The sequence below is a fragment of the Pseudomonas sp. GW821-FHT09A09 genome (assembly GCF_059418405.1).
Genome location: NZ_JBWKPU010000024.1, coordinates 34604 through 50758, shown reverse-complemented (window position 1 = coordinate 50758; position 16155 = coordinate 34604). Strand labels below are relative to the sequence as shown.

Here is a 16155-nt window from a genome sequence, read left to right as displayed (position 1 = left end):
CATGTCGAAATTTTTTATCGACCGTCCCATTTTCGCCTGGGTAATTGCCCTGGTGATCATGCTGGTCGGGGCACTGTCGATCCTGAAGTTGCCCATCAACCAGTACCCGGCCATTGCGCCAACCGCCATCGATATCCAGGTGACCTACCCGGGTGCCTCTGCACAAACCGTGCAGGACACCGTGGTTCAGGTGATCGAGCAACAGCTCAACGGTATCGACAACCTGCGTTATGTCGCCTCGGACAGTAACTCCGACGGCAGCATGACCATCACCGCGACGTTCAACCAGGGTACCAACCCGGACATCGCCCAGGTTCAGGTGCAGAACAAGCTGAACCTGGCGACCCCACTGCTGCCGCAAGAAGTGCAGCAGCAGGGTATCCGCGTGACCAAGTCGGTGAAGAACTTCCTGATGGTGATCGGTCTGGTGTCGGAAGACGGCAGCATGACCAAGGACGACCTGTCCAACTACATCGTGTCCAACATCCAGGACCCGATCTCCCGTACCGCAGGTGTGGGTGACTTCCAGGTGTTCGGTTCGCAGTACGCCATGCGTATCTGGCTCGACCCGGCCAAGCTGAACAACTACCAGCTCACGCCGGTGGATGTCAGTAACGCCATCGCGGCCCAGAACGTTCAGGTGGCCACCGGCCAACTCGGCGGCCTGCCTGCCCTGCCCGGTACCCAGCTGAACGCCACCATCATCGGCAAGACCCGTCTGCAAACCGCGGAAGCGTTCGGCAAGATCCTGATGAAGGTCAATGCCGACGGCTCGCAGGTTCGACTGGGCGATGTTGCCCGTATCGAACTGGGCGGCCAGAACTACAGCATCAGCGCACAGTTCAACGGCAAGCCGGCTTCCGGTATGGCGATCAAGCTGGCAGCAGGCGCCAACGCCCTGGACACCGGCAAGGCCATCCGCGCCACCGTGGCGTCCCTGGAACCGTTCTTCCCGCCAGGCATGAAGGCCGTGGTGCCGTACGACACCACGCCTGTGGTGACCGAATCGATCTCCGGTGTGGTTGACACCCTGGTCGAAGCGATCGTCCTGGTGTTCCTGGTGATGTTCCTGTTCCTGCAGAACTTCCGCGCCACCATCATCACCACCATGACCGTACCGGTGGTATTGCTGGGTACGTTCGGGATCCTCGCGGCCTTTGGCTTCACCATCAACACCCTGACCATGTTCGGCATGATCCTGGCCATCGGCTTGCTGGTGGACGACGCCATCGTCGTGGTGGAAAACGTCGAGCGGGTGATGGCCGAGGAGCATTTGTCGCCTAAAGAAGCGACGATCAAATCCATGGGCCAGATCCAGGGCGCCCTGGTGGGTATCGCACTGGTACTGTCGGCGGTACTGCTGCCGATGGCATTCTTCGGCGGCTCCACGGGTGTGATCTACCGACAGTTCTCCATCACCATTGTGTCGGCGATGGCGTTGTCGGTACTGGTTGCCCTGATCTTCACCCCGGCCTTGTGCGCCACCATGCTCAAGGACATCGACCCGGAAAAACACGGCCAACCCAAGCGCGGTTTCTTCGGCTGGTTCAACCGTACCTTCGACAGCGGCGTGCTGAAATACGAGCGTGGCGTCGGCGGCATGATCAAGCACAAGATCCCGGCGTTCCTGGTGTACGCGTTGATCCTGGCCGGCATGATCTGGATGTTCACCCGTATTCCGAGCGCGTTCCTGCCCGAGGAAGACCAGGGTGTGATCTTTGCCCAGGTGCAGACGCCAGTCGGTTCGTCGGCTGAACGTACGCAAAAAGTCATCGACGACATGCGTGCCTTCCTGCTCAACGACAAGGAAGGCGAGCCTGGCGAAGGCAAGGCCGTGAAGTCGGTGTTCACCGTGAACGGCTTCAACTTCGCCGGCCGTGGCCAGAGCTCGGGCCTTGCGTTCGTGATGCTCAAGCCGTGGGGCGAGCGGGATGCCACGCAATCGGTATTTGAAGTGGCCAAGCGTGCCCAGGGTTACTTCTTCGGGGCCTTCAAGGACGCCATGGTCTTCGCCATTGTGCCGCCTTCGGTTCTGGAACTGGGTAACGCCACCGGTTTCGACGTGTTCCTGCAAGACCAGGGTGGCGTCGGCCACGAGAAGCTGATGGCTGCACGTAACCAGTTCCTCGGTGCCGCAGCGCAAAGCAAGGTCCTGGCGGGCGTGCGCCCCAACGGCGTAAACGATGAGCCGCAATACGAACTCACCGTTGACGACGAAAAAGCCAGTGCCCAGGGCATCAGCCTGTCGGACATCCAGCAGACCCTGGCGATTGCCCTGGGTGGCAGCTACGTCAATGACTTCATCGACCGTGGTCGTGTGAAGAAGGTGTACGTGCAGGGTGACGCCGCCAGCCGTATGTCCCCGGAAGACCTGAACAAATGGTACGTGCGCAGCAACTCCGGGAAGATGGTGCCGCTGTCGGCCATCTCGTCGGGCAAGTGGATCTACGGCTCGCCGAAGCTCTCGCGTTACAACGGTGTAGCGGCGATGGAAATCCTCGGTACGCCAGCACCGGGCTACAGTACCGGTGACGCGATGGCCGAAGTCGAGCGTATTGCCAAGGACTTGCCAGCCGGCGTGGGCTACGCCTGGACCGGCCTGTCGTACGAAGAACGCCTGTCCGGCTCCCAGGCGCCAGCGTTGTACGCCCTGTCGCTGCTGGTGGTGTTCCTGTGCCTTGCGGCCCTGTACGAAAGCTGGTCGATCCCGATCGCGGTGATCCTGGTGGTGCCACTGGGTGTGATCGGTGCATTGATCGCCACCAGCCTGCGCGGCCTGTCCAACGACGTGTTCTTCCAGGTGGGCTTGTTGGTGACGGTGGGCCTGGCGGCGAAAAACGCCATCCTGATCGTCGAGTTCGCCAAGGAGCTGCATGAACAAGGCAAGGGCATCGTGGAGGCGGCCATCGAGGCGTCCCGCATGCGTCTGCGTCCGATCATCATGACCTCCATGGCGTTCATGCTCGGCGTACTGCCCCTGGCGATTTCCACTGGTGCCGGCTCGGGCAGCCAGCACGCCATCGGTACGGGCGTAATTGGCGGTATGATCACCGCCACCGTGCTGGCGATCTTCTGGGTGCCACTGTTCTATGCAACCGTGTCCTCGGCTGGCGAACGTAAAAAGAAAGACACCACTGAAACTCCTAAAGAGGCTGGCCAATGAGCAAGTCGCTACTCTCCTTAGCCGTCACGGCATTCGTGCTCAGTGGCTGCTCGCTGATACCTGACTATCAGCGCCCTGAGGCGCCGGTGGCCGCCCAGTTCCCGCAGGGGCCGGCGTATTCGTCGGCCCAGGCGCCGAACCAGGCCGCGGCGGAGCAAGGCTGGAAGCAGTTTTTCCATGACCCTGCCCTGCAACAGCTGATCCAGACGGCACTGGTGAACAACCGCGACCTGCGTGTCGCGGCCCTGAACATCGATGCCTACGCCGCGCAGTACCAGATCCAGCGCGCCGACCTGTTCCCGGCCGTCTCGGCCACGGGCAGCGGCAGCCGTTCGCGTACCCCGGCCAAGCTGTCGCAGACCGGCGAATCGACCATCAGCAGCCAATACTCGGCTGGCCTGGGTATCAGCTCCTATGAGCTGGACCTGTTCGGTCGCGTGCGCAGCTTGAGCGAAGAAGCCCTGCAGAAGTACTTCGCCACTGAAGAAGCACGGCGCAGCACCCAGATCAGCCTGGTGGCCAGCGTAGCCAACGCCTACCTGACCTGGCAGGCCGACAAAGAACTGCTCAAGCTCACCCAGGACACCCTGGGCGCGTTCGAGCAGAGCTACAAGCTGACCTCGCGCAGCAATGAAGTCGGCGTGGCCTCGGCCCTCGACCTCAGCCAGGCGCGCACCTCGGTGGAAAACGCCCGTGTGCAACTGGCGCGTTATACGCGCCAGGTGGCCCAGGACGAAAACAGCCTGACCCTGCTGCTGGGCACCGGCTTGCCGGCCAACATCACCAGCAAGCCGCTGGCGGATGACCTGCTCAGCGAAGTGCCCGCCGGGTTGCCTTCGGACCTGCTGCAACGTCGTCCCGACATCGTGCAGGCCGAGTACAACCTCAAGGCCGCCAACGCCAATATCGGCGCAGCCCGGGCAGCGTTCTTCCCGAGCATCAGCCTGACGGCCAGCGCCGGCACCGCCAGCCCGACCCTGGGCGGCCTGTTCAAGGGCGGTTCGGGTACCTGGTCGTTTGCCCCGCAGATCAACATCCCGATCTTCAACGCCGGTAGCCTGCGCGCAAGCCTGGACTACTCGAAGATCCAGAAAGAGATCAACGTGGCCAACTACGAGAAGGCCATCCAGACCGGCTTCCAGGAAGTCTCCGACGGCCTCGCCGCGCGTGAGACCTACAAGCAGCAGCTGGATGCCCAACGTGGCTTCGTCGCGGCCAACCAGGATTACTACCGCCTGGCCGAGCGTCGCTACCGCATTGGTGTCGACAGCAACCTGACGTTCCTCGATGCCCAGCGCCAACTGTTCAGTGCCCAGCAATCGCTGATCACCGACCGCCTGGCGCAACTCACCAGCGAGGTCAACCTGTACAAGGCCCTCGGCGGTGGCTGGAACGAGCAGACGGCCAAAAACGAGCCTTTGAAAGAAGAAGCGCCGGCGCTGAAGTTGTTCTGATAGCCGCGCAATAAACAAAACCGCTTCCCTCACCGGAAGCGGTTTTTTTATGCCCGCCGCTCTCTGTAGGAGCTGGCTTGCCAGCGATGGCGATCTGTCAGCAACTACATTTTTAGCTGACACACCGCTATCGCCGGCAAGCCGGCTCCTACAGAGAGCGGCGTAGCGTTGTTGCCTTGCTTTTCGCCCAACCCTTCAGGGTAAAATTGGTAACAGATTCTTACAGACCACAGAGGGAGCTTGTCGTAATGATCGTAGGAATCGACCTGGGAACGACCAACAGCCTGGCCGCCGTCTGGCGCGGCGATGCCGCCGAAATGGTGCCCAATGCCCTTGGCCAGCTGCTGACCCCCAGTGTGGTCGGCCTGGATGATCAAGGCCGCGTCCTGGTGGGCCAAGCCGCCAAGGAACGCCTGCACACCCACCCGCACCTGACCACCTCACTGTTCAAGCGCTACATGGGCAGCGCCACCGAAGTGCGCCTGGGCGACCGCTCGTTCCGTCCCGAAGAACTCTCGGCGCTGGTGCTCAAGAGCCTCAAGGAAGACATCGAGCGCACCTACGGCCAGACCGTCACCGACGCCGTGATCAGCGTGCCCGCCTACTTCAGCGACGGCCAACGCAAGGCCACGCGCATCGCCGGCGAGCTGGCGGGTCTCAACGTTGAAAAACTGATCAATGAACCCACTGCCGCCGCCTTGGCCTACGGCCTGCACCAGCGGGACAAGGAAACCTCGTTCCTGGTGTTCGACCTGGGTGGCGGCACCTTCGACGTGTCGATCATCGAGCTGTTCGACGGTGTGATGGAAGTGCGTGCCAGCGCAGGCGACAACTTCCTTGGCGGCGAAGATTTCGACACCCTGCTGCTGGAACACTTCGTCGACAGCCAGCGTAACGCCCAAGGCTTCCCGCCCACCAGCAGCGTGCTGCAAGCCCTGCGCCGCGAAGCCGAGCGCGTGCGTAAAGCCCTGGGCCAGGACGACAGCGCCGAGTTCAGCCTGCGCGTCGACGGCCAGCAATGGGTCAAGACCATCACCCAGCAAGAACTCGCCAAGCTCTACACGCCCCTGCTGGAACGCCTGCGCGCGCCGATCGAACGCGCCCTGCGTGATGCGCGGATCCGCGTGGGCGACCTCGATGAAATCCTGCTGGTCGGCGGCACCACGCGCATGCCGCTGGTGCGCAAGCTCGCCGCCGGCCTGTTCGGGCGCTTCCCGTCCATCAGCCTCGATCCGGACCAGGTCGTCGCCCACGGCGCGGCGATTCAGGCAGCACTGAAGGCCCGCTCGGCGGCCCTGGAAGAAGTGGTGCTCACCGACGTCTGCCCCTACACCCTGGGCATCGAGACCTCGAACCAGTACGGCGGCCATATCGAAAGCGGGCACTACCTGCCGTTGATCGAACGCAACAGCAGCGTGCCGGTGAGCCGGGTCAAGTCAGTCGTGACCCTGCATGACAACCAGAGCCAGGTGCTGCTCAAGATCTTCCAGGGCGAAAGCCGCCTGGTCAAAGACAACATCGAACTCGGCCAACTGGACATCGCGGTGCCCAAGCGCAAGGCCGGCGAAGTCTCGCTGGACGTGCGCTTCACCTACGACAACAACGGCCTGCTGGAAGCCCAGGTGAAGATCCCGCTGACCGGCGAGCAACATTCGCTGGTCATCGAGAACAACCCTGGCGTGTTGAGTCCGGAGGAGATCCAGCAACGCCTGCAAGCCCTGGCGCAGTTGAAGGTTCACCCGCGTGACCAGCAGGTCAACACGGTACTGGTCGCCCGCCTCGAACGTCTCTACCAGGAAAGCCTGGGCGAGGTGCGCGAACAACTCGGCCACTGGGCCGCACAGTTCCAGCAAGTGCTCGACACCCAGGATGAACGCCGCATTCGCGAGGCGCGCAGTGAACTCACCCGTCACCTTGAGCAACTCGACAACGGGTTCTGGCGCTAAAGGAAAACAACATGGATTGTTGGACAGTGTTGCAACTGGCAGACGATGCCGACGAGCGCACGATCAAGCGCGCCTACGCGCGCCTGCTCAAGGGCTGCCGGCCGGACGATGATCCCGAAGGCTTCCAGCGCCTGCGCGAAGCCTACGAAGCAGCGTTGAATGAAGCGCGCTGGCGCACGGATGACGAGGCCGAGGAGACCGTTCACGCGCCTGTCGCCGAACCGGCCTACGCCAACCTCAGCGATCTGGCCGAACTGATGGACGTACGGCCTCTCAGCCCTGCGCCGTTTGACGCCCCAGCACCGAGCCCGGCCCAGGCCCTGCTCGCTGGCCTCAATGTGCACAACCTCGATGAACGCTGGGCCCATGCCCAACTTCAAGGGTGCGCCGACGCCTTCCAGGACGGCCTGTTGCGCCACTGCTTCGACGCGCCAGGCGAGCGCAGCGCCATCGCGCGCTGGGCGGTTCAGCACCTGGAATGGCTGACACCCTGGCAACAGGTGAGCATGACGCCCTGGCAGCACGAGGCCCTGAGCGCCGAACTGTTGCAGGACTATCGCCTCACCTTGCAAGAAATGCTGGAGCAAAAGGCCGAGCGCGAATTCATCACCCAGCTCACGCAGTACAACAGCCAGCCCTGGCTGCGCGTGTTCGACCTGCAGCAACAGTGGCAGCGCATCGTCCTTCAACTACTGTACGACACCCAGTGGAGCGTGCCGCTGTTCGAGCGGGTGTGCCAGGCGTTTGGCTGGGACGACCAGAAAGGCGTGTTCCCGGAACCCGCGTGGATGTGGCGCCAACTGGTCTCGCGCTGCGAGCAGGAAAGCTTCTTCGCCAATCTGCAAGACAAGGCCCAGGACCCTCGGCGTACGTCTCCGGATGCCTTGGCGGCGCGGCTGTTGCTGACGCCAATGTCGGCCACCCAACACAAACGCGTCATCGACCAGTTCGGCGAAAACGAGTGGAACGCGTGCCAGCACCTGGCCGAGACCCTGACCTGGCGTTACCCGCAACTGGCTGAACGCGTGCCGCAAGACGACCTGTTTTTCTGGCGCAGATTTGTCCCTCGGCCGATCTACACCCAGGTGTTTATCCGACTGTGGGCCGTCTTTGCATTAGGCCTCGGCCTGAGCATCGCCCACGACAAACCCGACCGCATGGACCTGATGTCGATCGTGATCTTCATGCTGATGGCGTTCGTTCCGGCCGGGATTGGCTTTCGCGTCACGCAGCTGTGGGCAGGAATGAGTTCGACCTTCAAGGTCCCGGACCTGTGGCTGACTGAGCGCCTGGTGCCCAAGCGGTTCAACCCCAACAGTTATTGGCTGGTGATACGCCACGGCGTGCCGCAGGCCGTCATGCTGCTGGCCTGCGGGCTGATGCTCGGCGTGCTGGGCATGGTCACCTACGCCGGCATGGTGCTGATCAACCTGCTGCATAAAAAACGCATCGGCCACATCAGCCAGGCATTCAGCCACGGCTACCCGTGGCTCAACGGTTTGCACTGGGCGTTCTGGAGCCCGCTGCAAGTGGTGTTCCTGGTGGTGATGGTGAGCGCGATTGTTGCGGCCCAGCATTACTTGCCGGCGGTTCCCTGGACCCACTTCGACCTGCCCCGGCGTTAAGCCCAAAGGCGGGCCTGAGCGCAACGCACAGGCCCGCCAACTTGCGTTCGATCATCGCCCACAACCCGCCTTCCCCCACTTTCAACGCCCCTGCACCGCCCTTCACCATGGCCGGCACCTGCATAACCCCAATAACAACAGGTCCTACACCATGAGCATTTTCCACCCGCGCCAGTTCGTGCTGGCGACCGCTGTCGCGTGCGTTACCCTACCCGTCCTCGCCGAGGAACACGGCTTTCTCGAAGACGCCAGCGCCAACCTCAACCTGCGCAATTTTTTCTTCAACCGTAACTACACCAACCCGACCAAAGCCCAGGGCGGCGCGCAGGAGTGGACGCAGAGTTTCATCCTCGACGCCAAGTCCGGCTTCACCCAGGGCACCGTGGGTTTTGGTATGGATGTACTCGGCTTGTACTCGCTCAAGCTCGACGGCGGGCGCGGCACGGGCGGTACGCAGTTGCTGCCGCTGGACCACGACGGCCGCCCTGCCGATGAATTCGGGCGCCTGGGCGTGGCGTTCAAGGCACGTATTTCGAAGACCGAAGTGAAGGTCGGCGAGTGGATGCCGGTGCTGCCAATCCTGCGCTCCGACGATGGCCGCTCCCTGCCGCAAACCCTGCGCGGCGGGCAGATCACCTCCAAGGAAATCAGCGGCCTGACGCTGTACGGCGGCCAGTTCCGCGCCAACAGCCCGCGTGACGACAGCAGCATGAGCGATATGTCGATGTTCGGTAAAACCGCCTTCACCTCCGACCGCTTCAACTTCCAGGGCCTGGAATACGCGTTCAACGACAAACGGACCCAGGTCGGCCTGTGGAATGCCCAGCTCAAGGACATCTACAGCCAGCAATACCTCAACCTCACCCACAGCCAACCCGTGGGCGACTGGACCCTGGGCGCCAACCTCGGGTTCTTCTACGGCAAGGATGACGGCAGCGCCCGCGCCGGGGAACTGGACAACAAGACCTGGTCCGGCCTGTTCTCGGCGCGTTACGGCGGCAACACCTTCTACGTCGGCCTGCAACGACTCGCCGGCAACAGCGCCTGGATGCGCGTCAACGGCACCAGCGGCGGCACCCTAGCCAACGACAGCTACAACGCCAGCTACGACAATGCCCAGGAAAAATCCTGGCAAGTGCGCCACGACTTCAACTTCGTCACCCTCGGCGTGCCGGGCCTGACCCTGATGAACCGCTACATCAGTGGCAGCAACGTGCACACCGGCACCGTCACCGATGGCAAGGAATGGGGCCGCGAGAGCGAGCTGGGTTACACCGTGCAAAGCGGGCCACTGCGCGACCTCAACGTACGCTGGCGCAATTCGAGCATGCGCCGCGACTACAGCAACAACGAGTTCGATGAAAACCGGTTGATCGTCAGTTACCCGCTCAGCCTGCTGTAAACCGGCGCGGCAGTTGCTGTATGGTGCGCGCCTGCCGCTGCTGATCCACCCAGCAGCGGCCTTTATTCGAGCCCGTGCACACCATGAAATCCCTCGCCTTAGCGTCTGCCCTCCTGGCCGTGGCACTGAGCCTCAGCGGCTGCATCGGCGCGCCCATCGCCCTGACGCCGCAGACCGAGCAACGCCTGCAAGCCCAGGCGCCGATCCGTTTTCTGCTGACTTTCGATGACGGCCCCAGCGCGTCGGGCTATAACAACCCAAGCCGCTCGGTGGTGGCAGACCTGGCAAACAACCCGATACTGCCGGGCATCAAGGCGGTGTTTTTCCTGCAGACCGAAGCCTCCCGCTCCGGTGGCAGCCCGCGCGGTCACAAGACCATGGAGCGCGAATATGCCGCCGGGCACATCCTGGCCTTTCACACCGCCACGGCGTTTCACACCAATCACCGTTGGCTGAACGATACCGAGCTGGAAAGCACCCTCACCCAGGGCGCGGTGGACATTGCCGCGATCACTGGCAGCCCGCCCAATCTGGTGCGCCCGCCCTTCTGGAACTACGACAAGCGCACCTTCGCCGCCTACCAGCGCCATGGCATGCACGTGCTGCTGACCGACCTGAGTGCCAACGACGGCAAGATCTGGGGTTTCAACGGCAGCCCGCGCCGCCGCGCCAACCTGTACCGGCAACTGTCGGTGTTGCGTGAGCACATTGCCTTGGGTGAGCTGCCGACGGTGGGCGGGGTGATCCCGGTGGTGGTGACCTTCCACGACATCAACCGCTACACCGCGCGGCATATGCAGGAGTACCTGCAGATCCTGCTGGACAGTGCGCGGATTAATGGCATGAAGACGGCCGCCGAGCCGTTCTATACCGACCATGACGCGTTGGAACGCGCTGCATTGGCACGTACGGTCAAGGACGTGAATGAGCCGGTGCACCTGCCCGGTGTGTGGAATTGGGTGTGGAGCGCCGATACCCGCTGACCCCACGGTTAAATGAGCTTTTCTGTGGGAGCTGGCTTGCCTGCGATGCAAGCACCTCGGTCTGTCAGGCAGACCAGGGTGATCCTATCGCAGGCAAGCCAGCTCCCACAGGTTGATCGCATTTCAATTCAGGCTTCGCGGGACTCGACGCCCAGCTCATCCCACACCGACTCAGCCAGATGAAAGGTGGCGTTCGCCGCCGGAATCCCGCAGTAGATCGCGCTCTGCATCAGCACTTCCTTGATCTCGGCCCGGGTCACGCCGTTGCTCGCGGCGGCGCGCAGGTGCAGCTTGAGTTCTTCGCTTCGGTTCATGCCGATCAGCATGGCGATGGTGATCAGGCTGCGGGTGTGTCGCGGCAAGCCGGGGCGGGTCCAGATGTCGCCCCAGGCGTGGCGGGTGATCATTTCCTGGAACTCGCTGTTGAACTCGGTCAGGGCATTGAGGCTGCGGTCGACGTGGGCATCGCCCAGCACTTCGCGGCGCACTTGCAGGCCCTCGGCATAACGTTGTTTCTCGTCCAAAAAAACTACTCCTCTACACCTGTAGTGAGCGGGCTTGCCCCGCGCCGCGGTATGTCAGGCACCTCATACGAAACTGACACACCGCCGCGCGGGGCAAGCCCGCTCACTCCATTATTGGGCTGACAGAAATTCCAGGACGCGCGTGCTGAACGCAGCGCCGGCCTGGACGTTGGACAGGTGCGCCGCATAGAACTCGGCGTACTCGGCGCCCCGCACATGGGCCTGGATAAAATGGCTGCCGGCAGGCGGTGTAACGGCGTCTTCAGTGCCGGCAATCACCAGGGTCGGCACCTGGATCGACGCCAGTTGCTCACGAAAATCCGCATCCCGCACCGCCGTGCAGTTCGCGGCGTAGCCCTCAGGCGAAGTGGCCGCCAGCATGTCGGTGATCTGCTTGGCCTGGTGCGGGTTGGCCGCCGCAAAATCAGCGGTAAACCAGCGCGCAATCGATGCATCACGCAGGGCAACCATCGCCGCCGCGCCATCGCGCAGTACCATTTCGATGCGTGGGTTCCACACCTCGGGCGTGCCGATCTTGGCGGCGGTGTTGCACACCACCAAGCGGTTCAAGCGATCGCCCGCGTTAATCCCCAGCCATTGGCCAATCAAACCGCCCATGGACAAACCGCAAAAATGCGCACGCTGAATATCCAGCGCATCCAGCAGCGTAATCACGTCGCGCCCCAGTTTCTCGATGCTGTAAGGGCCCTCGGTGACCAGGGATTTGCCGTGGCCACGGGTATCAAAGCGCAGCACACGGAAATGCTCGGTGAAGGCCGGAATCTGGATGTCCCACATATGCAGGTCGGTGCCCAGGGAGTTAGACAGCACCAACACCGGTGCCCCCTCAGGGCCATCCAGTTGGTAATGCAGTTCGCCCTCGGCGAGTTGTACAAAGGCCACGGTGGTCTCCTCAAGCAAAGTGTTCTGTCACGGCGCGGGTGACCCAGGTACGGGCCTGACCCAGGTAGTGGGCCGGGTCGAGCAGGCGGTCGAGTTCGGCCGCAGACAGCTCGGTGGTGATCTGTGCTTCGTCCGCCAGCACTGCGCGCAAATGGCGACCTTCTGCGACGGCGCGCTTGCAGCACTGCTCCAGCACGTGGTGCGCGGTTTCCCGGCCCAGGCGCTGGGCGAGCACGATGCTGACGGCTTCGGCCAGCACCAGGCCCTGGGTCAGGTCAAGGTTTTTGCCCATGCGCTCAGCGTCGACCTCAAGCCCTTCGCTCACCAGCAGCGCCTGCTGCAACGCGCCAGACACCAAACGGCAGATCTCTGGCAGGGTTTCCCATTCGGCATGCCACAGGCCCAGGCTGCGCTCGTGCTCCTGGGGCATGGCGCTGAACATCGTCGACACCAACCCCGGCACGCGGGTGGCGGCGCTGATCAGCACAGCGGCGCCCACCGGGTTGCGTTTGTGCGGCATGGTCGACGAACCACCCTTGCCCGGCGCGGAAGGCTCAAACACCTCAGCCGCTTCGGTCTGCATCAGCAGGCTGATATCGCGGCCCAGTTTACCGAGGCTGCCGGCGATCAGGCCGAGGACGCTGGCGAACTCCACCAGGCGATCACGCTGGGTGTGCCAGGGTTGCTCGGGCAACGCCAGTTGCAGCTCCGCCGCCAGGGCTTCGGCCACCGGCATGGCGTGCTCGCCCAACGCAGCCAAAGTCCCGGACGCGCCGCCAAATTGCAGCACCAGCAGGCGCGGTTTCAATTGGGCAAGACGCTGCCGGCTGCGGGTCAGCGCCCCCAGCCACCCGGCGATTTTCATCCCCAGGGTCACGGGCGTTGCGTGCTGCAACCAGGTGCGCCCCGCCAATGGCACGTCGGCATAACGCTGGGCCTGGGCCGCCAGGATGTCGCCCAGGCGCGCCAGGTCGGTCTCGATCAGTGCCACGGCCTGGCGCAGTTGCAGCACCAGGCCGGTGTCCATCACGTCCTGGCTGGTAGCGCCCAGGTGCACATAGCGCTCGGCGCCGGCATCTTCACTGGCAATCAACTTGCCCAGCGCCTTCACCAGCGGTATCGCCGAATTGCCCGCCGTGGCAATCGCCACACCCAGGGCATCCACGTCGTACAACGAAGCCAGGCACGCCTGGGCAATTGGCGCGACGGCAGCCTGGGGGATCAACCCCACCTGGGCCTCGGCCCGGGCCAGTGCGGCTTCGAAATCCAGCATGCCCTGCAGGCGCCCTGTGTCGCAGAACACCTCGGCCATGCTGCCCGCCGTGAAGTAAGCGTCGAACAATTGATTGCTCGTGCGCAGCGTCATAACACGTCCCTTACAAATCGTGGTGCAGGTACTCCGCCTGCTTCGGCAGGCGCAGGCTGAACAGGAAGGCCACCGCCATCATGCCGGTGACGTACCAGTAGAAGGTGTTTTCCATGCCCATGGATTTGAGGCCCAAGGCCACGTATTCCGCCGAACCACCGAAGATCGCATTGGCCACGGCATAAGCCAAGCCCACACCCAAGGCACGCACGTGCGGCGGGAACATCTCGGCTTTCACCAGGCCGCTGATGGAGGTGTAGAAACTCACGATGGCCAGGGCCAGGGAGATCAGCACAAACGCCAGGAACGGGCTGGTGACGGTTTTCAGGGTCAGCAGGATCGGCACGGTGCACAGGGTTCCGAGGGCGCCGAACCAGAGCATGGAATTACGACGGCCGATCTTGTCCGAGAGCATGCCGAACAGCGGCTGCATGCACATGTACACGAACAGCGCGCCGGTCATGATGTAGCTGGCGGTCTTGGCGTGCATGCCGGCGGTGTTCACCAGGTACTTCTGCATGTAGGTGGTAAAGGTGTAGAAAATCAGCGAACCGCCCGCGGTGTAGCCCAGCACGGTGATGAACGCCGCTTTGTGGTTACGGAACAGCGCAGCCATGCTGCCGGCGTCTTTGTCCTGGCGCGTTTCCTTGCTGGTGGTTTCCTTGAGGGTGCGACGCAGCAGCAGAGAGATCACTGCCGCAATGGCGCCGATCACGAACGGAATGCGCCAGCCCCAGGCACGCAATTCTTCTTCGGTGAGCAGTTGTTGCAGGATCACCACCACCAGCACCGCCAGCAGTTGCCCGCCGATCAGGGTCACGTACTGGAACGAGGCGAAGAAGCCCCGCTGGCCCTTGAGCGCGACTTCACTCATGTAGGTCGCGGTGGTGCCGTATTCGCCACCCACCGACAAGCCCTGGAACAGCCGCGCCACCAATAGCAACGCCGGGGCCCAGGCGCCGATGTCTTTGTAGGTCGGCAAAAAGGCGATGACCAGCGAGCCGGCGCACATCATCAGCACCGAGATCATCATCGAGTTTTTACGCCCGTGCTTGTCGGCCACTCGGCCAAACAGCCAGCCGCCAATGGGGCGCATCAGGAAGCCAGCGGCGAACACACCGGCGGTGTTGAGCAGTTGCACCGTCGGGTCGTCCGAGGGGAAAAACGCCGGGGCGAAATAGATGGCGCAGAAGGCATAGACGTAGAAGTCGAACCATTCGACAAGGTTGCCGGAGGACGCACCGACAATCGCAAAAATCCGTTTGCTGCGTTCTTCTCCGGTGTAGTGACTCGTTGTTGTTGTCATGTTTTTTTCACTCAGTGGGAACGGTTATAGCCTAGACATACTTTGCAACAACCATGTCATGCAAGCAGACTTTTGGATGGGTGTTGCCTGAGCGGGCCTCATCGCCGGCAAGCCGGCTCCTACAGTTGATTGCATTCCAGAGTTGGAACTCGATCAAATGTGGGAGCTGGCTTGCCTGCGATAGCGTCCTCAAGGCCAACTCAATAATCGAAGAACACCGTTTCTTTATCTGTGCCCTGCAAAATCACATTCCACTGATACACACCCTCTGCATCAGGCTTGGCAATCAAGGTGCCGCGCCGCTCGGCAGGCACACACGCCAACAGTGGGTCATCCCCATTCAATGCCTCACCGTCAAAATAGATCCGCGTGAGCAGGTGCTTCACCAACCCACGGGCAAACACCAACACCACCAAATGCGGCGCTTGGGTCGTGCCCTTCAACCCCGGTACGGCACCGGGCTTGATGGTGGTAAAGCGAAACCGCCCTTCCCCATCCACCGGGACCCGGCCGAAGCCTTCGAAGTTAGGGTCGACGGCCTTGTCTTGTTCATCTTCCGGGTGGTCGTACTTGCCGGCGGCGTTGGCCTGCCAGACTTCAAGCATGGCGTCGTTGACGACATCACCGTTGCCATCCACCACTTGCCCGCTGATCGCCACGCGTTCGCCGAGGGTGGCGGCGGTGGTCAAATCTTCACGGTTCAGCCAGGTCAGGCCGATGTGGTAATACGGCCCGACGGTGTGGGACGTGGTCGCGTTGAGTGTCATCTCATTTCTCCATCGGCGTGGCGTCGCGGCCGCGCAGGACGATGTCCCAGCGGTAGCCGAGGGCATAGGAAGGAATGGTTTTTTCCAGGTCGAAGCGCGCGATCAGGCGCTCCTTGGCCGAGGTGTCCGGCACGCAGTTGTAGATCGGGTCGTATTCCAGCAGCGGGTCGCCGGGGAAATACATCTGCGTGACCAGGCGCGTCAGCACGCTGGGGCCGAACAGCGAAAAGTGGATATGCGCCGGGCGCCACGCGTTGTGGTGGTTGCCCCACGGGTAGGCGCCTGGCTTGATGGTCTGGAACTGGTACCAGCCGTCGGCATCGGTGACGGTGCGGCCGGTGCCGGTGAAGTTCGGGTCCAGGGGCGCATCGTGCAGATCGCGCTTGTGGTTGTAGCGGCCGGCCGCGTTGGCCTGCCAGATCTCCACCAGAATGCCCGGCACTGGCAAGCCGTTTTCATCCAGCACGCGGCCATGGATGATGATGCGTTCGCCTTGCGGCTCGCCGTCGTGCTGCGCGGTGAGGTCATTGTCCTTCTCGTTGACCCGTTCGGCACCGATGGTCGGGCCGGTGATTTCCGACAACGAATGGGGCAGGAACACCAACGGCTGGGACGGCGAACGCAGGTTCGTCGACTGATAGGCCGGGTGCAGGTAATCAGGTTGAGTGCCCGCTTGCGGGCGCCGGTAACCGGGCTTGTCACTCATGGAGCAATCC

General features: G+C 62.7%; 12 protein-coding genes. 6 read left to right on the top strand and 6 right to left on the bottom strand.

What is annotated here, in order from left to right:
- The first annotated feature begins 1 nt into the window (after position 1).
- The 6 genes from AC07OV_RS20325 to AC07OV_RS20300 all read left to right on the top strand — a co-directional run bounded on the left by AC07OV_RS20325 (position 2) and on the right by AC07OV_RS20300 (position 10573).
- On the top strand, positions 2-3163 hold the full coding sequence (locus AC07OV_RS20325) for an efflux RND transporter permease subunit (RefSeq protein ID WP_176994779.1): 3162 nt from the start codon (positions 2-4) through the stop codon (positions 3161-3163).
- Positions 3160-4617: an AdeC/AdeK/OprM family multidrug efflux complex outer membrane factor gene (gene adeC, locus AC07OV_RS20320; protein WP_494997635.1), complete on the top strand. Its 1458-nt coding sequence runs from the start codon at positions 3160-3162 to the stop codon at positions 4615-4617. The genes AC07OV_RS20325 and adeC overlap by 4 nt, the downstream gene beginning before the upstream one ends.
- A gap of 248 nt (positions 4618-4865) precedes the next feature.
- A complete protein-coding gene (locus tag AC07OV_RS20315) occupies positions 4866-6563 on the top strand; it encodes a molecular chaperone HscC (RefSeq protein ID WP_176994777.1) in 1698 nt (565 codons plus the stop codon).
- 11 nt (positions 6564-6574) lie between these two features.
- On the top strand, positions 6575-8188 hold the full coding sequence (locus tag AC07OV_RS20310) for a J domain-containing protein (RefSeq protein WP_495092850.1): 1614 nt from the start codon (positions 6575-6577) through the stop codon (positions 8186-8188).
- A gap of 151 nt (positions 8189-8339) precedes the next feature.
- Positions 8340-9590 (top strand): OprD family porin, encoded by a 1251-nt coding sequence (locus tag AC07OV_RS20305; protein WP_495092849.1) that lies wholly within the window; start codon positions 8340-8342, stop codon positions 9588-9590.
- Between the two features lie 83 nt (positions 9591-9673).
- Positions 9674-10573, top strand: a complete 900-nt coding sequence (locus AC07OV_RS20300; protein ID WP_494997632.1) for a polysaccharide deacetylase family protein — start codon at positions 9674-9676, stop codon at positions 10571-10573.
- A gap of 128 nt (positions 10574-10701) precedes the next feature.
- Here AC07OV_RS20300 and pcaC read toward each other — a convergent pair whose 3' ends face one another.
- The 6 genes from pcaC to pcaH all read right to left on the bottom strand — a co-directional run bounded on the left by pcaC (position 10702) and on the right by pcaH (position 16145).
- Complete coding sequence (pcaC, locus tag AC07OV_RS20295; RefSeq protein ID WP_457344566.1) at positions 10702-11097, bottom strand: 4-carboxymuconolactone decarboxylase; 396 nt, start codon at positions 11095-11097, stop codon at positions 10702-10704.
- 111 nt (positions 11098-11208) lie between these two features.
- Complete coding sequence (gene pcaD, locus AC07OV_RS20290; RefSeq protein WP_495092848.1) at positions 11209-12000, bottom strand: 3-oxoadipate enol-lactonase; 792 nt, start codon at positions 11998-12000, stop codon at positions 11209-11211.
- A gap of 10 nt (positions 12001-12010) precedes the next feature.
- Entirely contained in the window at positions 12011-13366 is a 1356-nt protein-coding gene (locus AC07OV_RS20285; RefSeq protein WP_495092847.1) for a 3-carboxy-cis,cis-muconate cycloisomerase, read from the bottom strand.
- A gap of 10 nt (positions 13367-13376) precedes the next feature.
- Positions 13377-14672 (bottom strand): MFS family transporter, encoded by a 1296-nt coding sequence (locus tag AC07OV_RS20280; RefSeq protein WP_176994770.1) that lies wholly within the window; start codon positions 14670-14672, stop codon positions 13377-13379.
- Between the two features lie 200 nt (positions 14673-14872).
- Complete coding sequence (pcaG, locus tag AC07OV_RS20275) at positions 14873-15439, bottom strand: protocatechuate 3,4-dioxygenase subunit alpha (protein ID WP_494997629.1); 567 nt, start codon at positions 15437-15439, stop codon at positions 14873-14875.
- 1 nt (position 15440) lies between these two features.
- Positions 15441-16145 (bottom strand): protocatechuate 3,4-dioxygenase subunit beta, encoded by a 705-nt coding sequence (gene pcaH / locus AC07OV_RS20270; protein ID WP_176994768.1) that lies wholly within the window; start codon positions 16143-16145, stop codon positions 15441-15443.
- Between the last annotated feature and the right edge of the window lie 10 nt (positions 16146-16155).